Origin of the sequence: Amycolatopsis vancoresmycina, from assembly GCF_000716785.1 — a bacterium.
GTDB classification, from domain to species: domain Bacteria; phylum Actinomycetota; class Actinomycetes; order Mycobacteriales; family Pseudonocardiaceae; genus Amycolatopsis; species Amycolatopsis vancoresmycina.
Map to the genome: position 1 here is coordinate 63,848 of NZ_JNYY01000007.1, position 26,207 is coordinate 90,054.

Below are 26,207 nucleotides of genomic sequence, written 5' to 3' on the forward strand. Positions count from 1 at the left end.
CTCGGACCCGTGACGAAGAAGCGCCTGGTGCTCTGGGACATCGACCACACGCTCGTGGACTTCACCGAACTGGGTTCGACCTGGTACGGGACCGCGTTCACCGCCGCGACCGGGGCGACCCTGCGGGTGCGCCCGGTGTTCGGCGGCCGGACCGAACGCGCCACGACGACCGACCTGCTCACCGCGAACGGCTTCGAAGCCGCGGAAGAGACCATCCAGGCCCTGTTCAAGGCTTTGGTGGCGGAGTCCGAACGCCACCAGCACACCTTCACGGAGACGGCCCGCGCGCTACCGGGCGCGGCCGAGGCGCTGACCGCGTTCGCCGCCGACGGTGCCGTCGTCCAGACGCTCGTCACCGGCAACCTGCCGGAGATCTCGCGGCACAAGCTCGCCGCGTTCGGCCTCGACGAGCACCTCGACCTGGAGATCGGCGGCTACGGCACGCTCTCGGTGCACCGCCCGGACCTGGTCCCGCACGCGATGGGCCTGGCCGCGGCCAAGCACGGCACCGAGTTCGGCGCCGACGCGGTGGTCGTCATCGGCGACACGCCGAACGACGTCCGGGCCGCGGTGGACAACGGCGCGGTGTCCGTCGCCGTGGCCACCGGCCACTACAGCGCCGAGGAACTGCTGGCGGAGGGCGCCCACACCGTGTTGCCGGACCTGACCGACACCGACGCCGTCCGGCGCGCCGTCCTCGGCTGAGATCGTCCTTCGGAGGGGGACATCCCTCAGCCGAAAGTACGACACCCCTAGGGGAAAACTCGTTCCCTTGCCTGATGTCCCGGGCGGCGCGGCCCGCGAGACTCTTCCGCATGACCGAAACAGAGGCGGCGGCCAAGCCCGCCGGAGGGGGACGGATCCGCGGCACGGTCGCGGTGCTGAGCCGGCGGCTGCCGTTCACCAGCAGCGTCACGCTGGCGATGCTGCTGCTGGCCGTCGCGACCGGGGCGCTCTGGAACGCCGCCGAAGACCGCGCGGCCTTCCCGTTCGTCGCCTACGGCCTGCCGTCGCTGGAGGCGGGCCGGTGGTGGACGATGCTCACCGGGCCGTTCTTCGCCGTCATCCCGTGGTACTACCTCCCGATGGTCGGCAGCTTCGTGCTCTTCGCCGGCTTCGCCGAGTGGCAGCTGGGGACGCGCCGCGCGATGGCCGTGACCATCGGCGGCCAGTTCGCCTCGGTGCTCGTCGCGACGCAGTTCCTGGCGCTGTCCCGCAACTCGGGCTGGCTGTGGGCCGAGCGGGTCGCGGGCAGCCTCGACGTCGGGTTCTCCGGCGGCGCGCTCGCCGCGGTGGCGGTCGCCAGCGCGACGCTGCGGCCGCCGTGGGCGCTGCGGCTGCGGGCCGGGCTCTGCGTGTACGCCGGGGTCGCGATCGTCTACGTCGGAACGCTGGCCGACCTCGTGCACTTCTTCGCGCTGCTGCTGGCGCTCCCGCTCGGCAAGCGCCTGGTGGGCGCGCGGCGGGCGGGTGACCCGGCGGGCCCCGACCTGCGGGAGTGGCGGGTGCTGGCGGTCGCCGGCCTGCTGCTGCTCACCATCGCCGAGATCGTGATGTTCCTGGTGCCCGGCGACGGCCCGTTCGGCTCCGCCGAAGGGGTCTCGCTGTCGGCGCCGGAGCTGGGCGTCCTGGTCCTGCTCGTGGTGCCGATGCTCAACGGGCTGCGCAAGGGCGGCCGCGTCGCCTGGCGCTGGGCCGTCGGCTTGTCGGCCTTCGTGACGCTGCAGGGGCTCGCCGTCGCCACGCTCGTCGGGCTGGCCGACGTCTTCGGCGGCGACTACGACACCTCCGGGCTGCCGCTGTTCTTCGTGGACAATCTGCTGTGGACGGTCGAGCTGGCCGTCCTGATCGCCGCGCGGCACGCCTTCCGCGTGCCGTCCCGGCGCCGGCTGCGGCGCCACGCCCAGGGTCCGGGGCCGGCGCTGGCCCGCACGCTGCTGGGGCACCACGGCGGCAGCACGCTGTCGTGGATGACGACCTGGCCGCGCAACACCTACTTCGTCCGCGAGGACGGCCGGTCCTACCTCGCCTACCGGCGGCACGCCGGGGTCGCGGTCGCGCTCGGCGACCCGATCGCGCCGGACGGCACCGCGGCGGCCACGGTCACCGAGTTCGCCACGATGTGCGAGAACTCCGGTCTGGTGCCGTGCGTGTTCTCGGCGACGGAAGCCACCGTCGCGGCGACGCGCGAGCTGGGCTGGCAGCACGTCCAGGTCGCCGAGGACAACGTGCTCGACCTCGACGGCCTCGAGTTCCGCGGTAAGGCGTGGCAGGACGTCCGCTCGGCGCTGAACAAGGCGGCCAAGCAGGACATCGAGTTCCGGCTGGTCCGCCTGGCCGACCAGCCCGAGCCGATCCTCGCCCAGGTCCGGGCGCTGTCGGAGGAGTGGATGTCCGGCAAGGCCATGCCGGAGATGGGGTTCACCCTCGGCGGCCTCGACGAGGCGATGGACCCGGCCACCCGGGTCGGCCTGGCGGTCGACGCGGAGGGCACGGTCCACGGCGTGACGTCGTGGCTGCCGGTCCACACCGGCGCCGGCACGATCGGCGGCTGGACGCTGGACGTCATGCGCCGCAGCGCCCACGGCTTCCGCCCGGTGATGGAGTTCCTCATCGCGTCGGCGTGCCTGGCCTTCCGCGAGGAAGGCGCCCGGTTCGTCTCGCTGTCGGGCGCGCCGCTGGCCCGCAGCACCGGCTTCCCGGCGCGGCCGGTGGACCGGGTGCTGGAGTCGCTGGGCCGCGTGATGGAGCCGTACTACGGATTCCGTTCCCTGCACGCGTTCAAGGCGAAGTTCCAGCCGCGGCACGTCCCGCTGTACCTGGCTTTCCGCGACGAAGCCGACCTTCCGCGGATCGGGCTGGCGCTGAGCCGGGCCTACCTGCCGGACGTCCGGCTGCGGCAGCTGGCGAAGCTGGTCAGTAGCTCTCGGGCACGCTGATCCGCTGCGGGAAGCGGATCTTCCGCCTGCTGACGACGTTCTGGTCCTTCGGGATCAGGCGGCCGTCGGTCAGGCGGAGCCAGTGGCCGTTGCGCGAGTCGGTGAAGGCGAGCATCACCCCGGGGGTCAGGTCCGGGCGCCGCCACTCCGCGCGGATCGGCATCCGCCACTTCCCGGGCGGCAGGATGGCGTAGAGGTATTCGTCGTCCTCGATGTCCGGCCCGCGGTGCAGGGTGGAGCCGGTCATCGGCAGGTGGTGCACGAGGTCGAACGAGACGACGACGTGGTTGATCGCCTCGGCGTTCGCGTTGGACACGACCATGCAGCCGTGGTCGCCGACGTACTCGACCCACGCCGTGACCTTCGCGGCCTGTTCCTGCCGTTCGCGCAGGTCGCGGTCCCGCCGGTCCGCGCGCGCGAGCCGGCCGTCGCGGATGGCGATCCACAACGCGACCACGACGGCCGCGATCGTGCCGATGCCGCCGGCCCACTGCCCGGAGGCACCCCACCAGTCCGGGTTCCGCGGCTTGACGAGCCAAATCCCGGCCTTCGCCAGCAACGGCCCGAAGAGCAGCACGAACCCCCCCACGCCCAGCACCCCGAACGCGACGGCCCGCACGCGGGCGAGCCGTTTCTCCTCATCCCCGCTCATGCACCGCAGCCTGCCGAATCCGGGCGTCCGGCGGAAGCGGCAAAACGCCCGGGCCCCCGGTGCTACATTCGTCGTCGTGTCCGATGAGCCCACCGGCGAGCTTGCTTTCCTGCGCTCCGAACTCGACCAGCAGCTGCACCGGTACACGAAGCGCCGCAAGCGCGACAAACGGAAAGCGTTCGCGCTGCGGTTGTCGACCGTCCTGTTGTCCGCGTCGATCAGCGTCCTGCTCGGCCTGCGGAACCTCGACGGCTACACGAATCTGTTCGCGAACATCGCCCTCGGGCTGGGTGCGCTGATCACCGTGCTCGCGGCGGCGGACGCGTTCTTCTCCCACCGTGAGCTGTGGATACTGCGGACGCAGACCGTCCGCGACCTGGAGAGCATTTCGCGGGAACTGCGCTACTGCACGAGCAAAAACCCGTCGCCGGAAGCGCTGAAGCAGGACGTCGAACGGATCTACGGCGAGCTGAACCGGGCCATCGAGCGCGACAGCAAGAACTGGGACCGCCTGCGCGCACCCTCCGGCGCGGATTCGAAGGAATGACCCGGACGGCGGTCGTCCTCACCGCCCTGCCGGTCGAGTTCACGGCGGTCGCCGAGCGGCTGGCCGGTGCGGTCTGGCAAACGCACGCCCAGGGCAGCCGGTACCTCGTCGGGACGTCGGGTGTCTGGCAGGTGGCCGTCGCGGAGATCGGCCGCGGCAACGAAGAGGCGAGCTATTCGACCGAGCGCGCGCTGCAGCACTTCTCCCCCGACGTCGCGCTCTTCGTCGGCGTGGCGGGCGGCGTCAAGGACGTCTCGCTCGGCGACGTCGTGTTCGCCACCGAGGTCCACGGCTACGAGTACGGCAAGGAGGGCGCCGACGTCTTCCTGCCCCGCGGCCAGGTCGGTTCCGCCTCCTACGACCTCGTGCAGGCCGCCCGGTACCTGCGCCACCAGCTGACCGGTTTCGCGGTCGTCGTCGAGCCGATCGCCGCGGGCGGCAAGGTCTTGGCGGACGCCGAGGCCCCCACCGCGGACGTCATCCGGCGCCACTACAGCCAGGTGGTGGCGGTGGAACAGGAAGGGCTGGGGTTCGTCAAGGCGGCTTCGGCCCGGTCGGGCGTCTCGATCGGCGTGATCCGCGGGATCAGCGACCTGCTGTCCGGCAAAGCGGAGGCCGATCGCGCGGGCGGGCAGGAGGTCGCCGCGCGCCACGCCGCCGAGTTCGCGTTCGCCCTGCTCGACGCGGTCGACCAGACGACGTATTCCCTGGAGGACGTCGCCGGCGCCCTGTTGTCGGCGTTGCTGCGGCTGCACCGGTGGCCGTCCCGCGACGAGATCCCGGCGCTGGGCCGCGACCGCAAGGAGAAGCGGAAGGCGGAGCGGCTGCTCGAAGACCTCGAGGAAGTGCTGCTGGAGCACCTCGAGCGAGCGGCCGGCGCCTACGGCATCGACGACACGGGGTTCTTCCGGCAGGTCGTGTCCGGCCTGGCGCCGGCCGGCCAGGCACACGCGGCCGAAGCGGCGACCCTCCGGCCGCTGCTCGGCGAGGCTAGGTCCCCGGCCGAGGGCTACTTCCTGTCCGACGTCACGGCGTTCCTGGTCGGGGCGTACCTGGGCGTCCCCGACCTGCGCCGCGACGCGCTGTCCGGCGCGCTCGAGCGGGAGGCGGACCTCCCGAAGGCCCTGGAAACGGCGCTGAACAGCGTCCCCCGCCGGCAGCGCGCCCGCGACGAGGCGGTCGACGACCAGCTCTCGGCGGCGGCGTACACGACGGACTACCTGCGCGCGATCAGCAACCGCCTGGACCACCTGGAGATCCTGGGCATCGACCTGGCCCGTTCGGTGGAGCGGTACGCCCTGACCCCGGCGTTCGTGGCCCTGTCGGCGGCCAGCGGCCAGTGGGACGACGACCACACGTGGTCGGGCGGCCGCCGCAACGACGTGGTGAACGTCCTGGCGGCGGCGAATCCCCTGGTGCTGATCGGGGAGGCGGGGTCGGGCAAGACGACGTTGCTGCAGTGGATCGCGGTCTCGGCGGCCCGGGCGCAGCTGCCGCCGCAGCTGGAGGCGTGGAAGGGCAAGGTTCCGTTGGCGGTGCGCCTCCGCCGGTATGTCGAGCGGCCGCTGCCGGAGGTGGAGGAGCTCACCGACGAGGTGGCGTCGAGCCTGAGCGCGCGCAAGCCGCCGCGCTGGTGCACGGACTTGCTCGTCGCGGGCCGGGCGATCCTCCTGATCGACGGCCTCGACGAGCTCCCGATCTCCCGCCGCCCGGCGGTCCAGACCTGGCTGGACGACCTCCTGGCGACGTTCCCGGACAACGTGTTCATCATCAGCGGCCGCCCGGCGGCGCTGAGCCACCCGGGCCTGAAGCTGACCCGGTTCGCGGCGGCGCAACTGGACCCGATGGGCCCGGACCAGATTTCAGCCCTGGTGCGGCAGTGGCACGTGTCGACAAGCGGTTCGTTGCCGAAGGAGCAGCAGGAAAGCCACCGGGCCAAGGGGAAGCTCGTGGCCGAGCACATCCTGAACAGCCCGGCGTTGCTGGATTTGGCCCGCACACCGTTGCTGTGCGCGGTGTTGTGCGCGCTGGCGTATGCGCGAAAAGGCTTCAGCAGCCTGCCGCGGCGACGGCTTGAGCTGTATGAGACGGCGCTGGTGATGCTGGCGGGCCGCCGGGATACCGAGCGGAATCTCGCGATTTCCCCGCTGGGGCCGCAGGAACGGCTTGCGTTGCTGGAAGACCTGGCGCAGTGGCTGATCCGGAACGACCATTCGGAGATCGCGAAGGAGAAGGCGCTCAGCCACGTCGGCCAGACGCTCCGGTTGTTACGCGAGGACGCGATCACGGCGGAAGAAGCGTTGCAGGATCTGGTCGAGCGGTCGATCCTGCGCGAACCGGCGCCGGGGGTGATCGATTTCGCGCACCGGACGTTCCTGGAGTTTTTGGCTGCGCGGTGGATGAGCAACCAGGGTGATTTCGGGGCGCTGCTGTACCGGTCGAGCGACCCGTCGTTTGCCGGGGTGATCGCGTTGGCGGTCGGCATGGCTCGCCCCGCCGAGGCCACCGGTTTGCTGGCGAACCTGTTGTCCAAGGCGGAAAAGGCGTCCCGGCATCAGGAGCATTTATACAGCCTGGTGATGAGCTGTGTGGACGCTTGCCTGCGGGTGGATTACAGCGTGACCCGCAGGCTGGAGTCGTACCTCGAGTCGCTGGTGCCGCCGCTGAACAGCGACGCGATGTTGAAGCTGGTCGCCGGTGGGGACACGAGTGTCGGCTTGATCGAGCAGTTCCTGACCAGCGCCGCCGATGACGATCGCACCTTGGACCGCTGCGTGGAGGCGCTGGGCCGGATCGCCAGCCCGAAGGCACTGAAGGTCCTGATCGACTTGCCGGTGGAGCTCCGCCGCTCACTCGCGCAGAGCCTGATCGAAGCCTGGTCGTTCTTTCCGCCGGCGGAGTACGCGGAACAGGTGCTGACCGGCCTCCATGCGCCGACCACGGTGGAACTGCGAGACGCTGCTCGGATCCCGTTCACCGGAAAACTCGGCCGCGACTACCTGGTTCAGGTTTTGACGGAAAGCGACGGATGGATTTCCCCGGACCTTGCGGCAACCACACGGGTCACCCAAGTGACCCTTCAGTCCGTGGTCAACTTCCGGACCTTCTGCCGCCTGATGGCCTTGCCCGCCTTGCGGACTCTCTGGGTGAGCACCGTTCTGTCCATCAACGCCACCGTTCTCCCCCCATTGCCACGCAACGAAACCATCACCGCGCTGGATTTGCAATTCGCGGCAACCGCGAACGGCGCCGCCCCGTTGGACTGCGCACAATTCCATGCCGCACCCAACTTGACCGACCTTCGCATCGGCGCTGCCGGGCCGATCGAACTTACCAACCTGGCCGCACTCAACGCCCTCGACAAACTCGAGATCCTCGAGCTGGAGGGGTTCAAGCTGTCGAGCGCGGAAACCGCGGAATTGTCGCTCCCCGCGCTGCGCTGGCTCCGCATCACCGATTGGCCGCTGAACGACCTCAGCACCTTCGCGGGCTGTACCAACCTCGAAGTCATCGACGCCCCGGACTCCGAAATCGAAAGCCTCCACGGCATCGGCGGCATGACCGGCCTCCGCAGCATCGCCCTCGGCAGCAGCACATCCCTCACCGACATCGGCGAGCTGACCCCGCTGACCGCCCTGGAACACGTCGACCTCACCAACTGCATCGCCCTCGACGACGAAGCCCTCGACATCGTCGAAAAGCTCCCTCCCGAGACCGAACTCGAGCTCGCCGGCTCCAGCGTCGACGCCGACCTGCGCAACGCGCCGATGCAGATCCTCACCGAGCACGTCCCCGATGCCTGGCCCGACTCCATCGCCATGCTCGACAACGACATCGACGTGACCCAGGAAGACTTCTTCGTCCGTTCGGTCGTCGGCGCGACGGCCGCCGAAGAGGAATTCACCCACGGGTGGATCGTCGGTGATCTCGAAGCCTACGAAAGCCGTCCGCTCTAGCGGTTCGCCACCGGCACGAACCGGTAGCTCCGCACGATCCGCTCCAGCTCGCCCTGCGCGGACGACCCCTCGCCCGCGTACGCCACCATCACACCGGACGTCCCCGAATTCCCCCCGAACGCCAGCACCGCCACCTGCGCGTGCCGGACCGCGCACTCCCCCGGCTGCGCCGGGGTCACCGAAGCGACCACTACCCGGGCCGGAACCGCCGTACCGTCGGCCCGGGAGACCTGCGCGTCCGACGCCGGGCCCAGTTCCGGCGCCGCGTCGTACGCGCCCTTCGCCAGGTCCGTCGCTGCCTTGCGGGCCGCCGCGTCGAGGTCTGCCAGCGGCTCCGTGGTGACGCCCGCGCCGCCGCATTTGCCCAGGAATGCGCTCGTGATCAGCCTGATGCCGGCCCAGCCGTGCTGCGTGCCGGGTGCCGGCTGCCAGTTCGGCGGGACGTCGTAGGCGTACGAACCGTCGCGACCCGCGACCGCCTGCCAGCCCGCGACCACCGCCGGGACCGCGGCCCGCGGTGACGGCGTCGCCACCAGGGGCGACGGCGGCGGCGAGGACGACGCCGGGTGCTGCTTGCCGACACCCAGCGCGTTCAGCACGCCCGCGACCAGGGCGATGAACACCAGGCCGAACCACGGCGCCCGCCGCCACTTCAGCGGCTTCGCCTTCGGCCGGATCCGCTTCGGCTTCGCTCGCGGGGCGTCCGCGGGTTCGTAACCGCCGAACCCGCGGAGCGCCGCGTTGTCCTCGTAGCCCGGCGTCGCGTCTTCGGAACGCCGGCTCATCTCAGCCCCGGACGAGCTTGACCAGGTGCTCGACGACGGCGTCGACCGCGATCTCCTCGCGGTCGCCCGAACGCCGGTCCTTCACCTCGACGACGCCGTTGGCCAGCCCGCGCCCGACCACCAGGATGGTCGGCACACCCACCAGCTCCGCGTCGGCGAACTTGACGCCCGGCGTCGCCTTGCGGTCGTCGAGGATGACCTCGACGCCGGCGGCGTCCAGCTCGGCGGCGATCTTCTCGGCACCCGCCGCGATCGCCTCGTCCTTGCCCGCGATGACGATGTGCACGTCGAACGGCGAGACCACGCGCGGCCAGATCAGGCCGAGGTCGTCGTGGTTCTGCTCGGCGAGCACGCCGACCAGCCGCGAGACGCCGACGCCGTACGAGCCCATCGTGATCCGGATCGGCTTCGAGTCGGGGCCGAGCGCGTCGACCTCGAAGGCGTCGGTGTACTTGCGGCCGAGCTGGAAGATGTGCCCGATCTCGATGCCGCGCGCGGCGACCAGGGTGCCGTGCCCGTCCGGCGACGCGTCGCCCTCGCGGACCTCGGCGGCCTCGATGGTGCCGTCCGGGGTGAAGTCGCGGCCGGCGAGGAGGTCGACGACGTGGTGGTCGACCTTGTCGGCCCCGGTGACCCAGGCGGTGCCGGGGACGATCCGCGGGTCGGCGAGGTAGCGCACGCCGTTGTCCTGCAGCGCCTTCGGGCCGATGTAGCCCTTGACCAGGAACGGGTTCTTCGCGAAGTCGGCCTCGTCGAGCAGCGCGACCTCGGCGGGCTCCAGCGACGCTTCGAGGCGCTTCATGTCCACTTCGCGGTCACCCGGGACCGCGACACAGACCAGCTCCCACTCGGCCGAGCCGGGCTGCCGCGTCTTGAGCATGACGTTCTTCAGCGTGTCCGCGGCGGTGAACGTGCGGCCCAGCCCGGCGTCGTTGAGGAAGTTGACCAGCGTCTCGATGGTCGGCGTGTTCGGCGTGTGGTGCACCTGCGCCTCGGGGCGGCCCTCGATGGGCTGCGCGGCCGGGGCGGGCGTGACGACGGCTTCGACGTTCGCGGCGTAACCGGACTCGGTGCTGCGGACGTAGGTGTCCTCACCCGTTTCGGCGACGGCGAGGAACTCCTCGGACGCCGAGCCGCCCATGGCACCCGACGTCGCCTTGACCACGACGTACTCGAGGCCGAGCCGGTCGAACAGCTTCACATACGCGTCGCGGTGGGCCTGGTAGGAGCGGGCGAGGCCGTCGTCGTCGAGGTCGAAGGAGTAGGAGTCCTTCATGACGAACTCGCGGCCGCGCAGGATGCCGGCGCGGGGGCGCGCTTCGTCGCGGTACTTGGTCTGGATCTGGTACAGCGTGACCGGGTAGTCGCGGTACGAGCTGTACTCGCCCTTCACGGTGAGCGCGAACAGCTCCTCGTGCGTCGGGCCGAGGAGGTAGTCGGCGCCCTTGCGGTCCTTGAGCCGGAAGAGGCCGTCGCCGTACTCGGTCCAGCGGCCGGTGGCCTCGTAGGGCTCCTTCGGCAGCAGTGCGGGGAACTGGATCTCCTGGGCGCCGATGGCGTTCATCTCTTCGCGCACGACGGCTTCGATGCGGCGCAGCACCCGCAGGCCCAGCGGCAGCCAGGAGTACCCGCCCGGGGCGACCCGGCGGACATAGCCGGCACGTACCAGGAGCCGGTGGCTCGGTACCTCGGCGTCCGCCGGATCCTCGCGCAACGTGCGAAGGAACAACGACGAAGTCCTGGTGATCACTGCGGGGCTCCCTGCGCCGGGCGGGTGTGAAAGTCCCGCTCAGGGTAGTCAATCCCCCGGCCGTGGCTCCAACGGGTTATCCGGCGGCCGGTTTTTGTCGGTGGTCACCGCTAGCTTCGGGACATGGCGATCCACATGGGCATGATCACGATCGACTGCGCGGACCCCCGGGCGCTGGCGCGGTTCTGGACGGCAGCGCTGGACACGACGGTGGCCCAGGACTACGGCGAGTTCGTGGTCCTGGCACCACCTCCGAACGGCGGGCTCCCGCTGGGGCTGCAGCGGGTCCCGGAGGCCCGCGCGGGCAAGAACCGGGTGCACGTGGATTTCGGCGGTGACGATCGGGCGGCCGAGGTGAAGCGGCTCGTGGAGCTGGGCGCGAAGGAGGTGGCGGAGCACGAGGTGCCGGGGCTGGCGTGGACGGTGCTGGTGGATCCGGAGGGGAACGAGTTCTGCGTCTCGGCGGGGGTGCACTGAGGGAGAGGGGGCGGACCCGTCGATGGCCGAGCCTCCGGTGGGTTCGGCGCGGCACCTGCGCGGCTGTCCGCCGCCGTAACGGGTAGAAAGGCGGCATGAGTGCTCGCGTGCTTCTGCCCTGGACCGACATCGAGGTGCCCGAGCGTGTCGAGGCCGCGTACTACGACGGGCTCGGTTCCCCGCCCGGTGACCTCGCGGATGTCGAGTTCTACGTGCTGCCCTACGACCGGGGGCCCGAGCCGCCGAAGCTGATCAAGGAACTGCCGTCCCTGCGGGTCGTGCAGTCCCTGTCCGCCGGGGTCGAAGCGCTGGTTCCGCTGCTCCCCGCGGGCGTGCGGCTGGCCAACGGGCGGGGGCTGCACGATCTGAGCGTCGCCGAGCACGCTCTGGCCCTCATCCACGCCGCTCAGCGGGACCTGCCCCGGTGGTTCGCCCAGCAGGCCCGGGGTTCGTGGGTGCGCGAACACACCCGGTCGCTGGCCGACAGCCGGGTGCTGCTCGTCGGGTACGGGTCCATCGGGCAGGCCATCGAACGGCAGCTCGTCGCCGCCGAGGCCGTGGTGACCCGGGTCGCCAGCCGGCCACGGCCGGACGAGGGGATTCACGGTGTCGGTGAGCTCGCCGCCCTGCTGCCCCAGGCCGACATCGTCGTGCTGGTCCTGCCCGACACCCCCGCCACGCGCGGGCTCATCGGCGCCGAACAGCTCGCCGCCCTGCCCGACGACGCCCTCCTCGTCAACGTCGGGCGCGGCACGGCCGTCGACACCGGCGCCCTCCTCGCCGAGACCAGGACCGGGCGGTTGCGGGCCGGGCTCGACGTCGTCGATCCGGAGCCACTGCCCGCCGATCATCCACTGTGGACGGTTCCGGGGGTGGTCATCACCCCGCACATCGCCGGTGGTTCGGCATCGTTCTACCCGCGGGCGAAGAAGCTCGCCGCCGAGCAGGTGCGGCGGTACGTGCGGGGTGAGGAGCTGCTCAACGTCGTGGCGCCCTGACGGCCGGCGCGCGTTCCGGCTTCAGGACAGCACGTACACGTGCCATTCGTCGTCGACGCGGTATCCGCAGCGCTCGTAGACGCCCAGGGCGCGGTGGGCGTTGTCGACGTCGACGTTCAGGGCCGACCGGTCGAACCCCGCGTCCTTCGCCGCCCGCAGCGTGTGCCCCAGCAACCCCGACGCGACTCCCCGGCCTCGCAGGATCCCCCGCGTTCCCACCCAGGTGGCGTAGTGCTCGCGGACGCCCGTCGCCGCGGTTTCGGACTCGTAGTGGTGGCTCAGGACGAACGCCAGCACCTTGTCGTCCTCCACGATCAGGAACGACAGGTCCGGGCGGAAGTCCTTCGACCCCGTGACCAGGTGGCGCCAGGCGTCCGGCTCGTACACCGTGCTGCCCCAGTGGCCGGCGAACGTGTCGTTGCGGGCGTCGAGCACCGCGAGGTCGTACTCGAAGGCGAACGGCACCGCCTCGTAGCCGTCGGGGAGCGGTGGCTGGGGCGGGAGGTCCGCCAGGCCGACGCGCATGTTCACCATCGTGCGGCCGTGCCGGTAGCCCGCGCGGGTGAGGACGCCGGCGATCCAGCGCTCGTTCTCGTGACTGCCGTGGTGGAGCTCGAGCGGCGCTCCCGGGAACGTGCGCTCGTGGACCTCGCGGCTCGTACGCGCGAACCACCCGGTCAGGTGAGCGCCGACCTCGTCGGTCCGGTACTCCGGGTGCACCACCGACTGGAGTCGGATCATGTGCACCGGGTCGGCGGCGTCGCGGCGGCGGGCCAGGCCGTAGCCGACCAGGCGGTCGCCGGCCCAGACGCCCACCGTGGCGCGGGGCAGGTCGATGTTGGGCCCGGCCAGCTCTTCGCGGAGGTCCTCCGCGCTGAAGTGCTCACCCGTCCGGTCGACCTCTTCGGCCGCCGCGTAGAGCCGGGCGAGGGCGGCGGCGTCGGCGAGGGTCAGCGGGCGCCAGGTCAGGTCCATGCCCGGAGGCTAGGCCGGGCGGCGGGGCCCGCGCACCCCGATTTACGCTCGGGCCGTGCTGGTGCTGCTCCCCCCTTCCGAAACCAAGGCCGACGGCGGCCGCGGTGGCGCGCTCGACCTCGGCGCGCTGTCCTTCCCCGAGCTGAACTCGACGCGCGCGAAGCTCGCCGACGCGCTGGTCGAGCTGGCCGCCGACGTCCCCGCCAGCATCGCCGCCCTCGGCCTCACCGAGCGCCAGGCCGGGGAGGTCACGCGCAACGCGCAGCTGTGGGCGTCGCCGACGATGCCGGCGCTGCGCCGCTACACCGGCGTCCTCTACGACGCGCTCGACGTCAAGAGCTTCACGCGGGCCGGGCTGGAGAAGGCGCACCGGCGGCTGGCGGTGACGTCTTCGCTGTTCGGCGTCGTTTCGGCGACCGACCCGATCCCGGCGTACCGGCTCTCGGGCGGCAACTCGCTGCCTTCGCTCGGCACCGTCCGCGGGCTGTGGAAACCGGTCCTCGAGCCGGTGCTGCAGGCGGTCGAGGGCCTGGTCGTCGACCTGCGCTCGGGCACCTATTCGGCGTTCGCGAAGCTGCGCCCGGACGCGGTGACGGTCCGGGTCGTCACCGAAAACGCCCGCGGCGAGCGGGTGACGGTCAGCCACTTCAACAAGGCGTACAAGGGCCGCCTGGCGCACGTGCTGGCGGCGACCAGGGCCGAACCGTCCACTGTGGACCAGCTGGTCAAGGTGATCACCAAGGCCGGCCTGGTGGTGGAGCGGGCCGGCGAGCACGCGCTGGAACTCGTCACCGAGGGCTGAGGCCGCCGAACCGGTCCGGGGCGAACGGACTCAGGTCGAACCCCGGGTCCTCCCCCAGCGCGATCGCCGCGACGAGCTTCCCCGCGAACGGCGCGTTCGTCAGCCCGCCCGCACCGAAGCCCGTCGACACGACCAGGCCCGGCCGCAGCAGGCCCAGCACCGGGAGGCCGTCCGGGGTGCCGGGACGGAAGCCGACGCGGGTCTCCGCGAGCGTCGCGTCCGCGAGGCCGGGCGCCACCGCCAGCGCGTTCTCCAGCACTTCGCGCTGGCCGGCCGCCGTGACGCGGTAGTCGAAGCCCGAGTCCGCCTCGCGTGTCGCGCCCGCGACGACGCGCCCGCCGCCGAACGCGAGCAGGTAATGGCTGGTTTGCGGCAGGACAACCGGCCACGCCGAGGTGTCCGTGCCCGGCAGGTCGAAGTGGCTGATCTGGCCGCGGTGCGGCGTCACCGGGAGGTCGATCCCCAGCGGCGCCAGCAGCTCGCGGCTCCACGCGCCGGCCGCGACGACGACGCTGTCCGCCTCGAGCGAGCCGTCCGGCGCCGCCACCGTGCCGTCGGCGCGGAAGGCGACCTCGCCTTCGACGAACCTCGCGCCCCGGCGCTCGGCAGCCGTCAGCAGAGCGCGGCGCAGCAGGTGCCCGTCGACGCGGCCGGCGCCGGCCAGGTGCACCGCACCCAGCCCCGGCGCCAGCGCCGGGAACAGCTCGCGGGCCTGCGCGGGGTCGAGCCGCCGCACCTCGCCGATCTCGGGGGCGGCCGCCGCCCGGGACGTCAGCCGCTCGTGCGCCTCGGCCAGCTCGGCGTCGTCGGCCGACACGACCAGGCCGCCGACGACCTCGAACGACGAGCCTTCGAGCTCCGCGGTGAACTCCCGGTAGTACCGGCCGGCGGCCGCCGCGAGCGGGTACAGCGCCTCGTTCCAGCGCGACGTCCACGGGCTGACGATCCCGGCGCCGGCCTCGGTCGCCGTGCCGGGGCGCGCCGCGTCCGCCACGATCACTTCCGCGCCGCGGCCGGCGAGGTGCCAGGCCGTCGCCGCGCCGCCGATTCCGCTGCCGATCACGAGCACTCGCATGCTCCCCACCCTGCCCGATCTTGCCGCGCCCGGGCCAGCGGCCTTGACCGCGCCCGGGCCCGGCCGGTCGTATGCTGCGCGCCATGCCCAGCCGTGCCGAGCGGTATGTCGCCCATCTCGACACCCTGACCGGGTCCTCCCAGCCCCGGCTGCAGCCCATCCCGTCGACCCAGGCGGGGCTCGACGACGTCATCGCGTTCGTCTACGCCGACGAACCCGAACCGCGGTACCTGACCGGCGCGACCTACGGCCTTTCCCTGGCCGACCACCCCGACTGGCACGGCGTGAAGCCGGAGCTGTGGATCAGCGTCCGGTCCGACGACCCGGTCTGGGCGCTGGCCATCGGCTACCTCGCCGAGCAGCTGCGCGGCACCTGCCCGTTCGTCTACGGCGACACCATCGACTTCGGCCAGCCGATCGCCCCGGAGTCGGCGATGACGGCGTTCGCGGTCTCGGCGCCCGCGGGCCTCGACGCGCACCAGTACACGCTGATCGACATCGGCGGCGCGCCGGTGAGCATCGCCGGCTGCTACCCGGTGCACGACACCGAGCGGAAGTACATCCGCGAGCACGGCATCGACGCCTTCTGGCAGCTGGACTGGGATCTCTACGACGTCCGCCGCCCGCCGGTGGTCTAGTCCGCCGCGGACGCCGGGCGCCGCACCAGCTCGCGTACCGCGGCGACGAACGCCTCGGCGTCCAGGTCGTCGTCCCACGACACCTGCAGCAGCAGGCCCTGGTAGATGGCCACGAGTACGCGGATCACGGCGTCCGGCGCGATGTCCTTGAACGCCTCCCGCTGGTCGTCGACACCCTGGCGGGCGAGGGCACGGATCCGGGGCTCGCGGACGGTTTCCGCCCACGCCTGCAGGCCGAGGTTGCGCCGCAGCGCCGCGTCCGGACCGGCGATCTCCTTCAGCAGGCCGAGATAGGCGGCGAACGGATCGTCGCCGGTGCGCAGGCCGGCCGCCCGGGACGTGTGCCACTCCCCGACGATCGCGAGGATCATGTCGTCCTTGCCGTCGAAGTACCGGTAGATCAGCCCGGCGGAAAGTCCGGACTCCTTGACGATGTCCTGCATGGATGTGCGGTGGAACCCGTTGCGGGCGAAGCAGCCGGCGGCGGCTTCGAGAATCTGGCGGCGACGGCCGGCCAGGTGTTCGTCGCTGACCTTGGGCATCTACCGGACCTCCGCCCACGCGATCCGGTAGAACCCGGCAGCGGGCTCGTGCCGGTGGTACCGGGCGGCGGCTTCCGCCGCGGACAGGTCGCCTTTCAGGTTCAGACCCCGTTCGACCAGGTAGCCAGGCACTTCGGCGGGCCGGAAGCCGAACGTCCACGGCTCGCCGACCTTCGCCACCACCCGGTGCCAGGGAGTGTCGGCGTCGAGCGCCGCGCGGTCGACGTAGGTGAAGATGACCGTGCTTCCCGGCGCGGTGATCGCGACCAGGTCGCGCAGGGTCGTGTCGACGGCCTCTTCGGTGAGGTAGTTGGTGACGCCCTCCCAGACGACAGCCGTGCGCTTCCGGGGGAAGCCGTCGAGGGCCGTGACGAGCCGGTCGGCGGCCAGGTCGACGGGCACGTAGCGGACGTGCGGCCGGTCGGCGACGCGCTGCCGTTTGGCCCGCTGGGTCAGGGGATGGTCCACCTCGTAGGTGAGCGGCATGCCGGGAAGGCGGTGGGCGCGGCTGTCGTAGCCGGCCCCGAGCAGCAGCGCCTGGTCCGGCTCGGCCGCGGCGAGCAGGTCGTCGATCAGCCGCGTGCGGGCGACAGCGGACGTGCGCGGGCCGCCCGGGTAGCGGCGGTCGATGATCCGCGCGATCCGGTGGCCGAGCGGCGGGAGGGCCGCGGACCGCACGAGCCAGCGGTAGCGGGCCGGCAGGAACCGGATGGCGAGGTCGTCGGCGAAGAGCCGGTCGCGGCGCCGGGTTTCGAGGGCCCGGAAGAGGGCGACGTGCTCGGCGGTCCGGCTGGCAGTACGCATGCGGCCACTATAGTGAATGAACGTTCGTTTTTCGACCCGCAGATGCTGCCCGACTGCCGGGGGCGCCGCTCAGGCGCGGTAGGCGGCCGTCGCGATCCGGGCGAACGAGCGGATCAGCGGGTTGGCGTCGGCGTCGCGCCACGCGACCACCACCGGGTTCGGGGCCATTCCGGACAGCGGCACCACGACCAGCTCACCCGGCGGGTGGTGTCCGAGCGGCATCAGCCCGACCGTCCCGTTCCACAGCACGGCCTGCAGGCACTCCTGGACCGCCCGCACCACCGGCCCTTCGCGGGGTTCACCGCCGTGCCAGTACGCCTGCCAGTGCGCGTCGGTCCCGTCCGGGAACCGGAACCAGCGCCGTCCGGCCAGGTCGGCCAGTGCCAGCCGGTCGCGGCCGGCCAGCGGGTCGTCGGCGCGCAGGACCGCGCCCACCGGGTCGGCCCGCAGCCGGTGCACCGTCAGGCCCGTCTCGTCGAACGGCCCGCGGGTCAGCGCGACGTCGACCAGCCCGGCGCGCAGGCCGCACGTCGGGTCGGTGAGGTCGGTGTCGCGCACGCGCACCTCGACCTCCGGGTGCGCCTGCCGGTACGCGTCGGCCAGCCGGGCCGCGCCCGGGTCGGCGCCGTCGCCGAGGAGGCCGACGGTGAGCGTGGGCACGCCCGCCGCCGTGGCCACGCGCACGCGGGCCCGGTCGGCCTGGTCCAGCAGCACCCGTGCCTCGGCCAGCAGCGCCACGCCCGCCGGGGTGAGCGTGACTCCGGCGGCGGAGCGCAGCAGCAGCACGGCCCCGACGTCGGACTCCAGCTGCTTGATCGCCCGGCTCAGCGGCGGCTGGCTCATGTGCAGCCGCGCCGCGGCCCGGCCGAAGTGGAGTTCCTCGGCGACCGCGACGAAGTATCGCAGCGTGCGCAGCTCCATGACCACCGACGATATTCGCCCGGTATCGGCAGCACCGAACCGGTCTTGGACGGCCGCGGCCGTCCGGCGGTGGAATCGGGGCATGACCGAACTGACCGACCCCGCCGTGCGCGTCGCCGGCGCCCGGGAAATCGCCCCCGATCTGCTGGTGATCCCGAACGACCGGGTCGACCTCGTGCCCAACATCGGCGTCGTGGGCGGCACCGAAGCCGTCCTCGTCGTCGACACCGGGATCGGCACCGCCAACGCGGAGCAGGTGCTGGCCTTCGCGCGTGAGGTCGCGAAAGGCCGCCGCCTGTACCTGACCACGACGCACTTCCACCCCGAGCACGCGTTCGGCGCGCAGGTGTTCGCCGGCGAAGCCACGTACCTGGTCAACCGCGGCCAGGCCGAGGACCTGGTCACCAAGGGCCCCGGTTACCTGGAGATGTTCCGGGGCCTCGGCGAGGTGATCGCGCGCCGCCTCGACGGCGTCCGGCTGCCGGCCCCGGACGTCGTCTACGACGGCGGGTACGACCTCGACCTCGGCGGCCGGACCGTCCGGCTGCGCCCCACCGGACAGGGCCACACGAAGGGCGACCAGGTCGTCGAGGTACCGGACGCCGGCGTCCTGTTCACCGGCGACCTGGCCGAGACCGGGCAGTTCGCGATCTTCCCGTGGTTCCCGCCGCACGACACCGATGTCTCGGGCGTCGGCTGGCTGGCGGTCCTCGACCGGCTGGCCGCCGCCGGGCACCGGGTGGTGGTTCCCGGGCACGGAGAGGTCGGTGGCGGGGCGGTGCTCACCGACGTCCGCGCCTACCTGCGGGAACTGCGCGACGAGACCTGGCAGCGGCGGGACTCGGCGATGGGCGTGGACGAAATCACCGCCGAGGTCCGTTCACTGCTCGTCGAGCGCCACCCGGAGTGGGCCGGCCGGGAGTGGATCGAGCCGGGCGTCGCGTGTCTGTGCACCGAACACGACGCCTGACCCGGATCACCCCGCGCCGAGCACCGCCATGGCCGCGTTGTGGCCGGGAATGCCGCTGACACCACCTCCTCTCGCCGCGCCCGCGCCACAGAGCAGGATGCGCTCGTGCGGTGTCTCCACGCCCCAGCGGCCGGCTTGCGCCGGGTCCTCCGCGAAGGGCCAGGAGAGGTCCCGGTGGAAGATGTGCCCCGCCGGCAGACCCAGCTCGGCTTCCAGGTCCAGCGGGGTTTTGGCTTCCACGCAGGGTTTTCCGTCCGGCCCGGACAGCAGGCAGTCCTCGATCGGCTCGGCCAGCACGCTGTTCAGCGAAGCCAGTGTCGCGCGCAACGCCGCTTCACGCGCCTCTTCGTTGCGCCCCTCGAAGAGCCGCGCCGGCATGTGCAGGCCGAACAGGGTGAGGGTGTGCGTGCCGGCCGCGCGTTCGGCCGGGCCGAGGATGGACGGGTCCGTCAACGAGTGGCAGTAGATTTCGCAGGGCGGCAGCGGGGGGATCCGGCCCGCCGCCGCCTCGCGGTACGCCGCCTCCAGCTGGGTGTAGCTCTCGTTGACGTGGAAGGTGCCCCCGAACGCCTCAGCCGGATCGACGTCCGGGTCACGCAGCCTCGGCAGCCGCGTCAGCACCATGTTCACCTTGAGCTGGGCACCCTCCGGCCGGATCGGAGGGGGTTCGCCCAGCAGCCTCGCCAGCGTCGCCGGCGCGACGTTGGCGAGGACGTGGCGGCCCCGGACGACGAACTCGGCGTCGTCTTTCCGGTAGCGCACCTCGCCGTCCGGGTCGACCGCGAGCACCTCCGCGCCGGTGATCAGGCGCGCGCCCGCCGCGGAGGCGACCGCCGCGAGCGACCCGGTGACCGCACCCATGCCGCCGACCGGGACGTCCCAGTCGCCGGTGCCGTTGCCGATCACGTGGTAGAGCAGGCACCGGTTCTGCCGCAGGTCCTCGCCGTCCGCCGGGGCGAACGTGCCGATCAGCGCGTCGGTGAGCACCACGCCGCGCACCGTGTCGTCGCCGAACCACGACGTGAGCGCTTCGCCGATCGGCCGTTCGAACAGCAGGGACCACGCTTCCGCGTCGCCGATGCGCGCGCGGAAGTCCACTTCGGACAGCAGTGGTTCGGTGAGCGTCCCGAACGCGCGCCCGGCGACGCGCCCGGTCAGCTCGTAGAACCGCTGCCACGCCGAGTAGTCCGATGTGGACCCGGTGACCGCGCGGAACGACGCCGCCGTCCGGACGGCGTCACCCGTGTCGACAAGAAGACCGGAGCCGCCCGACGGGGTGTAGGACGACATCCGGCGCCGTCGCAGCTCCACGTCGAGGCCGAGGTCGGCCACGATCTTCTTCGGCAGCAGGCTGACCAGGTACGAGTAGCGCGAAAGCCGGACGTCCACGCCCTCGAACGCACGGAACGAGACGGCGGCGCCACCGGTCTCACCCCGCCGTTCGAGCACGAGCACCGACCGGCCGGCCCGCGCCAGGTACGCGGCCGCGACCAGGCCGTTGTGCCCGCCTCCGACGATCACCACGTCGTAGGTGTTCATCCGCCCCTCCTCGATCTGCCTGCCCGTTCATCGTGACCACGCGGCCGGGCCGAATTCAAGGAAACGTCACAAATACTCCTTTCGCGGCCCGCCGCGAAATTCGGTTGCGCGGCGCCGGATCGGTCCGGCAACCTGGGCACGAGCCGGCGGGGAGCCGGTGCGTGAGAACGAGGAGGTGCCTGACGTGATGGCTGTCCGGGCCTTTTCGCGCCCTCACCCACCCGCCCCCCGAGGCTGACCACGCGCCCGGTGGGGCATCCCTGATCGAGGAGAAACCCACCAGTGCGCCAGCACGACTTCGAAGACTTTCACGACGACAACCCCTCCCGCCGCCGCGAAGCGCGTTCGCGGCGCCGCGGGCGGCTCGACGAACCCGAACCCACGCGCCGCGGACGGCTGACCGAAGGCGAACGCGTCCGGCTCGCGAAACTGCGCGACGACGCCTACACCGAACGGCAGCTGCCCGACGGCGCCGACCGCTGGTCCACCTGGGACGACGCCGAACACGGCCCGCTCCCCCGGCCGGACTGGGTCGTCACCGAGCTCGCCGCGGTCGACACCGACCTCGGCGTCCTCAAGACCGGCAAGGAGGCCGACGTCCACCTGCTGCGGCGGGGCCTGCCCGGCGGCACGGGCACGCTGGTCGCCGCGAAGCGGTACCGCAGCGACGAACACAAGCTGTTCCACCGCGACGCGGGTTACCTCGAAGGGCGGCGGATGCGCCGATCCCGCGAGAACCGGGCGATGGCGCAGCGCAGCGCGTTCGGCCGCAACCTCATCGCCGAGCAGTGGGCGGTCGCGGAGTTCGCCGCGCTGAGTCGCCTGTGGACGCTCGGCGCGCCGGTGCCGTACCCCGTTCAGCGCAACGGAACGGAACTGCTGCTCGAGTTCCTCGGCGAGGACGACGGCACCGCCGCACCCCGGTTGGCCCAGGTCCGCCCGGACCCGGAGCAACTGCGGGACCTGTGGTTCCAGGCGACCGCGGCGCTCGACCTGCTGGCCGCCGAGGGGCTCGCGCACGGCGACCTCTCGGCGTACAACCTGCTGGTGCACCGCGGCCGGCTGGTGGTGATCGACCTGCCCCAGGTGGTCGACGTCGTGGCCAACCCCGGCGGCGTCGAATTCCTGGCCAGGGACGTGCGCAACCTGGCGGGCTGGTTCCACGGCCGCGGCCTCGGCGAGGACGTCACGAACACCGGGGAACTGCTGGCCGAGCTCGTTTCCGCGGCCGGTCTCGAGTGATTCCGCGGTGGCGTCGCGGCTGTGGTGCGGAACACGGCTGCGACGCCGCCCACAACCGGTGACCTCGATGCGTAGTACCAGCTCCGGCTCGGGTACAGTGAACACAGACCGCAACCGGCGGCGTGGATGAGTTGGTGTCCGTCGCCTCCAAAGCCAACCGAATGGCTCGCGGTGATCCGTAACCCATAGCGGCGCGCAGTGTCGGCAAGCGATGACACGGTGTGCCGGGTCCGTCCCTGTGAACGCCCATCGCACACCATCTTGCCCTGCCTGCGCGCGGGCAGCCCGGGCCTCCCTTGCGACGAACCACGTCCGAGAGGCATTTGTGACAGTCACGTTCAACTCCGGCCACTCCTCGACGTCCGCCCGCGCGGGCCGTCCCGACCACAAGCCGCGCCAGCGGCCTGCGGGCGGCGACATGCTGCGCGACGACGCCGTCGAGACCGTGGTCACCAAGACGTTCGCCCAGCTGGGCCTGCCGGAGCCGCTGCTCCGCGCGCTGGCCGAGGCGGGCATCAACCAGCCGTTCCCGATCCAGTCCGCGACCATCCCGGACGCGCTGGCCGGCCGGGACGTGCTGGGCCGCGCCCAGACCGGTTCCGGCAAGACCCTCGCCTTCGGCCTGGCCATGCTGGCCCGGCTCGACGGCGGCAAGGCCCGCCCGAAGCGCCCCCGCGCGCTGATCCTCGTCCCGACCCGCGAGCTGGCCATGCAGGTCGCCGACTCGCTGACCCCGCTGGCCAAGTCGCTCGGCCTGTGGTGCCGCACGGCCGTCGGCGGCATGGCCTTCGCCCGCCAGGCGGACGCCCTGTCCCGCGGTGTCGACCTGCTGATCGCCACGCCGGGCCGGCTGTCGGACCACGTCCGCCAGGGCACCGCGCACCTGGGCGACTGCAACTTCATCGCCCTCGACGAGGCCGACCAGATGGCGGACATGGGCTTCATGCCGCAGGTCCGCGAGATCCTCGACCTGACCCCGCCGGGCGGCCAGCGGCTGCTGTTCTCCGCGACCCTCGACGGTGACGTCAACCGCCTGGTCAAGCAGTACCTGACCGACCCGGTCACGCACTCGGTCGCGCCGTCGACCGCGAGCGTGACGACCATGGACCACCACGTGCTCCAGGTCTCGCACCAGGACAAGCAGGACGTCATCACGCAGATCGGCGCCCGCGAGGGCCGCACGATCATGTTCGTGCGCACCAAGCACCACGTCGACCGGCTCACCGAGCGGCTGCGCGAGCAGGGCGTGCACGCGGCGGCGCTGCACGGCGGCAAGACGCAGGGGCAGCGCAACCGCGTCCTCGCCGACTTCAAGGACGGCCACACCCCGGTGCTGGTCGCCACGGACGTCGCCGCGCGCGGCATCCACGTCGACGACATCTCGCTGGTGCTGCACGTCGACCCGGCGGCCGACCACAAGGACTACCTGCACCGCGCCGGCCGCACCGCGCGCGCCGGGGCGTCCGGCGTGGTCGTCACGCTGGCCACGCACGACCAGCGCCGGATGGTCCGCCGGCTGACCGACCGCGCCGGCGTGCGCGCGGAGTCGACCACGGTCCGCCCGGGTGACGCCGAGCTGTCCCGCATCACCGGCGCCCGCGAGCCCAGCGGTGAGCCGGTCGTCGAGCGGCGGCGCGAGAACCCGCGTCGTGGCGGCGGCGGCTTCCGCGGCGACCGCGGCTTCGGCGGCGGCAGCCGGGGTGGCGAGCGCGGCGGCTTCCGCGGCGAGCGCAGCTACGGCGACCGTGACCGCGGTGGCGAGCGCGGCGGTGACCGTGGTGGTTACCGCGGCGGCGACCGCGAAGGCCGTCCCGGCGGCTTCGGCGGCCGCGGCCGTCAGCCCCGCTCGGGCAACGGCGGTGGCTACGGCCGCCCGAGCCGTGGCCCGCGTCGCGGCTACGACAGCTGAGTGATCCCTTTCGGAAGCCCCGGACCTCGCGGTCCGGGGCTTCCGGCGTTTCCAGGCCCGCTTGGCGGCACCGCGTAGCCCGGATGGGAGACTGCGGGACGTGACTACGCCGCCGACGCCCCCGCCCGACGAGGTTTTCGACTGGCTCGACGCCGAGGCGGAGAAGCGGGCGAACGCGGGACTCGTGCGGCAGCTGCGGCCGCGTCCCGCGCAGGCGGACGAGCTGGATCTGGCCGGCAACGACTACCTCGGGCTGGCCCGCGACAAGCGCGTCGCCGGGGCCGCCGCGGCCGCCGCGCTGCGCTGGGGCGCCGGGTCGACCGGGTCCCGGCTGGTCACCGGGTCGACCGAGCTGCACACCGAGCTGGAGCTGGAGCTCGCCCGGTTCTGCGGCGCGCAGGCGGCGCTGGTGTTCTCCTCCGGCTTCGCCGCGAACCTCGGCGCGGTGACGGCGCTGTCCGGCTCCGAGTCCGCGATCGTCACCGACAAGTACATCCACGCGTCGCTGATCGAGGGCTGCCGGCTGTCGCGGGCCGACGTGGCCGCGGTCGCGCACTCGACGCCGTCCGCGATCAAGCACGCGCTGGCGACCCGGCGCAAGCCGCGGGCGCTGGTGGTGACCGACTCGGTGTTCTCGGTCGACGGCGACCTCGCGCCGCTCGGCGAGCTGGCCGGGATCTGCCGTTCGCACGGCGCGGCGCTGCTCGTCGACGACGCGCACGGCTTCGGCGTCCTGGGCGAAGGCGGCCGCGGGGCGGTCCACGCGGCCGGGCTGTCGGGCGCGCCCGACGTCGTCACGACGCTGACGCTGTCGAAGTCCCTCGGCGCGCAGGGCGGCGCGGTGGTGGGGCCGCGTCGCGTGATCAAGCACCTGGTGGACACGGCTCGCAGCTTCATCTTCGACACCGCGTTGGCCCCGGCGAGCGCCGCGGCCGCGTTGGCGGCGTTGCACGCGCTGAAGGAGGAGCCGGGGCTGGCGGGGAAGGTCGTCGAGAACGCGGGCAACCTGGCGATGTCGCTGAAGGCCGCCGGGTTGAAGGCGAGCCTGCCGGACGCCGCCGTCATCTCGGTCCAGGCGCCGTCCGCGGAGACGGCCGTCGCGTGGGCCGCGGCGTGTGCGGAGCAGGGCATCCGGGTCGGGTGCTTCCGGCCGCCGTCGGTGCCGGACGGGATCTCGCGGCTGCGGCTGACGGCGCGAGCCGACCTCACGGAGTCCGATGTGGACCGTGCGGTGAAGGTGATCACCGCGACCGCGCCGCGGGGGGCGATCGGCTGAGCCGTCCCGGACGGTCAGGGGCGGCGGCGCATGCGGATGTGGGGGATCCCGTCGTCGTCGGTGTACTCGGCGCCTTCGGGGATGAAGCCGTAGCGCGCGTAAAAGCCCTGGACGTACGTCTGGGCGTCGAGGACGTACTCGCCCGGGACGGTCAGGGCCGCGTCCATCAGGCGGGCCGCCAGGCCCTGGCCGCGGGCGGACGCCGCCGTCACCACGCGGCCGATGCGGCGGACGCCGTCCGGATCGAGCAGGACCCGCAGGTAGGACGTGACGCCGCTGGTGTCCGCGAACCACAGGTGGCGGGTGTCCGGGAGCAGGTCACGGCCGTCGAGCTCGGGGTACGCGGCCTTCTGCTCCACGACGAACACGTCGACGCGCAGGCGGAGGATGTCGTGCAGCTGGGCGGCGGTCAGCTCCGGACCGGTCGCGTCGTGCAGGGTCGGCATACCCCTGCTTAGCACGCTCAGCCGAGGAGGCGCGGCCTGGACTGGGTTTCGACGTCGTCGGCGTAGGTCGAAACGCGCGTGTAGACGCCCGGCTTGCCCGCCTTCGCGCAGCCGTCGCCGAAGGAGACGATGCCGATCAGCGTGTCGCCCACCACCAGCGGGCCGCCGGAGTCGCCCTGGCAGGCGTCGATGCCGCCGTCGCGGTAGCCGGCGCACACCATGCTCTGCTGGTCGTAGACCGTGTAATCGGACCGGCATTCGCTGTCCGAGACCAGCGGGACCTGGGCGCTGCGCAGGTAGTCGGAGCGCGCGCCGCCGTCGGCGATGCGGCCCCAGCCGAGCACCGTCGCCTGGGTGCCCGTGGCGTACACCTGCGTGTCGTCCTTCGCGGGCAGATTCGCCGGCCGGTAGCCGAGCTGGCCGCGGACGGTGAGCACCGCGATGTCCGCACCCTGCGTCGGATCGGTGTAGCTCTGGCTGACCCAGATCTTCGAGACACCCAGCACCTGGCCGTCGCTGGTGCGCTTGTCCTCGCGGCCGGCCACCACGCGGATGTCCTGCTTCGCCACCGCCTTGGCGCAGTGCGCCGCCGTCGCGACCGCCGTGGAGCTCACGATCACCGCGCCGCAGAACTGGTTGCCGCCCGCGTCGGTCAGGTACACCGCGTACGGGTGGTCGGCGATCGAAGCCTGGTTGCCGCCGACGATCCGCGCCTGGTTGCCGGCACCGGCGGCCCCGGAATCCGCCGCCGCCGTGCCGGCCACGACCGGGACGGCGACCGCGGCGACCGCGAGCAGCGCGCCGCTCGCGAACAGCAGGGATCGGCGGGACTTCACGGCCATGGGACGTTCTCCTCTTCGGCACAGCACGGAGCAAAGCACTCGGCACCCGGATGACTCCGGTGCGTGAACGACGTGCGCTCAATACCCTAATCCGAGGGGGCCCAAAACGGTGTCACTGGAAC

Annotated in this window: 23 protein-coding genes; 12 read left to right on the forward strand and 11 right to left on the reverse strand. The window is 72.3% G+C overall.

The window, feature by feature from the left end; all coding sequences use genetic code 11:
- The first annotated feature begins 9 nt into the window (after window positions 1-9).
- Together OO60_RS18610 and OO60_RS18615 are read left to right on the forward strand one after the other, a co-directional pair.
- The gene (locus OO60_RS18610; RefSeq protein ID WP_003061448.1) at window positions 10-705 is read left to right on the forward strand and encodes an HAD family hydrolase; all 696 of its coding nucleotides are present in this window, start codon (window positions 10-12) and stop codon (window positions 703-705) included.
- Between the two features lie 110 nt (window positions 706-815).
- Window positions 816-2,939: a bifunctional lysylphosphatidylglycerol flippase/synthetase MprF gene (locus tag OO60_RS18615; protein ID WP_003061445.1), complete on the forward strand. Its 2,124-nt coding sequence runs from the start codon at window positions 816-818 to the stop codon at window positions 2,937-2,939.
- On the opposite strand, the gene OO60_RS18620 is transcribed toward OO60_RS18615, so the two are convergent.
- Window positions 2,917-3,591, reverse strand: a complete 675-nt coding sequence (locus OO60_RS18620; protein ID WP_033261775.1) for a hypothetical protein — start codon at window positions 3,589-3,591, stop codon at window positions 2,917-2,919. The two genes, OO60_RS18615 and OO60_RS18620, sit on opposite strands and share 23 nt — an antisense overlap.
- A 76-nt stretch (window positions 3,592-3,667) precedes the next feature.
- Between OO60_RS18620 and OO60_RS45010 the strand changes: the two genes are divergently transcribed.
- The gene (locus OO60_RS45010) at window positions 3,668-4,138 is read left to right on the forward strand and encodes a DUF4231 domain-containing protein (RefSeq protein WP_003061441.1); all 471 of its coding nucleotides are present in this window, start codon (window positions 3,668-3,670) and stop codon (window positions 4,136-4,138) included.
- The gene (locus tag OO60_RS18630) at window positions 4,135-8,094 is read left to right on the forward strand and encodes an NACHT domain-containing protein (RefSeq protein WP_003061439.1); all 3,960 of its coding nucleotides are present in this window, start codon (window positions 4,135-4,137) and stop codon (window positions 8,092-8,094) included. The genes OO60_RS45010 and OO60_RS18630 overlap by 4 nt, the downstream gene beginning before the upstream one ends.
- Here the strand turns inward: OO60_RS18630 and OO60_RS18635 are convergent.
- Both OO60_RS18635 and OO60_RS18640 read right to left on the reverse strand, forming a co-directional pair.
- Window positions 8,091-8,879, reverse strand: coding sequence for a DUF8017 domain-containing protein (locus OO60_RS18635; RefSeq protein WP_003061436.1), 789 nt, complete (start codon window positions 8,877-8,879; stop codon window positions 8,091-8,093). The genes OO60_RS18630 and OO60_RS18635 overlap by 4 nt on opposite strands.
- A 1-nt stretch (window position 8,880) precedes the next feature.
- The gene (locus OO60_RS18640) at window positions 8,881-10,629 is read right to left on the reverse strand and encodes a proline--tRNA ligase (RefSeq protein ID WP_033261776.1); all 1,749 of its coding nucleotides are present in this window, start codon (window positions 10,627-10,629) and stop codon (window positions 8,881-8,883) included.
- Window positions 10,630-10,752: 123 nt separating this feature from the next.
- Between OO60_RS18640 and OO60_RS18645 the strand changes: the two genes are divergently transcribed.
- Complete coding sequence (locus tag OO60_RS18645) at window positions 10,753-11,106, forward strand: VOC family protein (RefSeq protein ID WP_033261777.1); 354 nt, start codon at window positions 10,753-10,755, stop codon at window positions 11,104-11,106.
- 95 nt (window positions 11,107-11,201) lie between these two features.
- Window positions 11,202-12,104, forward strand: a complete 903-nt coding sequence (locus tag OO60_RS18650) for a 2-hydroxyacid dehydrogenase (RefSeq protein ID WP_033261778.1) — start codon at window positions 11,202-11,204, stop codon at window positions 12,102-12,104.
- A 21-nt stretch (window positions 12,105-12,125) separates the two neighbouring features.
- Here OO60_RS18650 and OO60_RS48190 read toward each other — a convergent pair whose 3' ends face one another.
- Window positions 12,126-13,079 (reverse strand): GNAT family N-acetyltransferase, encoded by a 954-nt coding sequence (locus tag OO60_RS48190; RefSeq protein ID WP_033261779.1) that lies wholly within the window; start codon window positions 13,077-13,079, stop codon window positions 12,126-12,128.
- Window positions 13,080-13,134: 55 nt separating this feature from the next.
- Between OO60_RS48190 and yaaA the strand changes: the two genes are divergently transcribed.
- On the forward strand, window positions 13,135-13,881 hold the full coding sequence (gene yaaA / locus OO60_RS18660; protein ID WP_004561781.1) for a peroxide stress protein YaaA: 747 nt from the start codon (window positions 13,135-13,137) through the stop codon (window positions 13,879-13,881).
- Here yaaA and OO60_RS18665 read toward each other — a convergent pair.
- Window positions 13,868-14,956 (reverse strand): NAD(P)/FAD-dependent oxidoreductase, encoded by a 1,089-nt coding sequence (locus tag OO60_RS18665; RefSeq protein WP_033261780.1) that lies wholly within the window; start codon window positions 14,954-14,956, stop codon window positions 13,868-13,870. The genes yaaA and OO60_RS18665 overlap by 14 nt on opposite strands.
- Window positions 14,957-15,039: 83 nt before the next feature.
- On the opposite strand from OO60_RS18665, the gene OO60_RS18670 reads away from it, so the two are divergent.
- Window positions 15,040-15,594 (forward strand): suppressor of fused domain protein, encoded by a 555-nt coding sequence (locus tag OO60_RS18670; RefSeq protein WP_244885545.1) that lies wholly within the window; start codon window positions 15,040-15,042, stop codon window positions 15,592-15,594.
- Here OO60_RS18670 and OO60_RS18675 read toward each other — a convergent pair.
- The 3 genes from OO60_RS18675 to OO60_RS18685 form a co-directional block, all read right to left on the reverse strand.
- On the reverse strand, window positions 15,591-16,136 hold the full coding sequence (locus OO60_RS18675) for a TetR/AcrR family transcriptional regulator (RefSeq protein ID WP_033261782.1): 546 nt from the start codon (window positions 16,134-16,136) through the stop codon (window positions 15,591-15,593). The genes OO60_RS18670 and OO60_RS18675 overlap by 4 nt on opposite strands.
- Window positions 16,137-16,940: a class I SAM-dependent methyltransferase gene (locus OO60_RS18680; RefSeq protein WP_033261783.1), complete on the reverse strand. Its 804-nt coding sequence runs from the start codon at window positions 16,938-16,940 to the stop codon at window positions 16,137-16,139.
- 69 nt (window positions 16,941-17,009) lie between these two features.
- A complete protein-coding gene (locus tag OO60_RS18685) occupies window positions 17,010-17,861 on the reverse strand; it encodes a LysR family transcriptional regulator (protein WP_033261830.1) in 852 nt (283 codons plus the stop codon).
- Between the two features lie 82 nt (window positions 17,862-17,943).
- On the opposite strand from OO60_RS18685, the gene OO60_RS18690 reads away from it, so the two are divergent.
- Entirely contained in the window at window positions 17,944-18,831 is an 888-nt protein-coding gene (locus OO60_RS18690) for an MBL fold metallo-hydrolase (RefSeq protein WP_033261784.1), read from the forward strand.
- Window positions 18,832-18,837: 6 nt separating this feature from the next.
- Here OO60_RS18690 and OO60_RS18695 read toward each other — a convergent pair whose 3' ends face one another.
- A complete protein-coding gene (locus OO60_RS18695) occupies window positions 18,838-20,370 on the reverse strand; it encodes a phytoene desaturase family protein (RefSeq protein WP_003093759.1) in 1,533 nt (510 codons plus the stop codon).
- 282 nt (window positions 20,371-20,652) lie between these two features.
- Here OO60_RS18695 and OO60_RS18700 point away from each other — a divergent pair, with 282 nt between their 5' ends.
- The 3 genes from OO60_RS18700 (at window position 20,653) to OO60_RS18710 (ending at window position 24,797) form a co-directional block, all read left to right on the forward strand.
- Window positions 20,653-21,612, forward strand: coding sequence for a serine protein kinase RIO (locus OO60_RS18700; RefSeq protein WP_003093761.1), 960 nt, complete (start codon window positions 20,653-20,655; stop codon window positions 21,610-21,612).
- Between the two features lie 325 nt (window positions 21,613-21,937).
- Window positions 21,938-23,521: a DEAD/DEAH box helicase gene (locus OO60_RS18705; RefSeq protein WP_033261785.1), complete on the forward strand. Its 1,584-nt coding sequence runs from the start codon at window positions 21,938-21,940 to the stop codon at window positions 23,519-23,521.
- 100 nt (window positions 23,522-23,621) lie between these two features.
- The gene (locus OO60_RS18710; RefSeq protein ID WP_033261786.1) at window positions 23,622-24,797 is read left to right on the forward strand and encodes an 8-amino-7-oxononanoate synthase; all 1,176 of its coding nucleotides are present in this window, start codon (window positions 23,622-23,624) and stop codon (window positions 24,795-24,797) included.
- Window positions 24,798-24,811: 14 nt separating this feature from the next.
- On the opposite strand, the gene OO60_RS18715 is transcribed toward OO60_RS18710, so the two are convergent.
- Window positions 24,812-25,243 carry a GNAT family N-acetyltransferase gene (locus tag OO60_RS18715; protein ID WP_033261787.1) on the reverse strand — a complete coding sequence of 144 codons (432 nt, stop codon included), beginning with the start codon at window positions 25,241-25,243 and terminating at the stop codon, window positions 24,812-24,814.
- A 17-nt stretch (window positions 25,244-25,260) separates the two neighbouring features.
- Complete coding sequence (locus OO60_RS18720) at window positions 25,261-26,085, reverse strand: S1 family serine peptidase (RefSeq protein WP_033261788.1); 825 nt, start codon at window positions 26,083-26,085, stop codon at window positions 25,261-25,263.
- Between the last annotated feature and the right edge of the window lie 122 nt (window positions 26,086-26,207).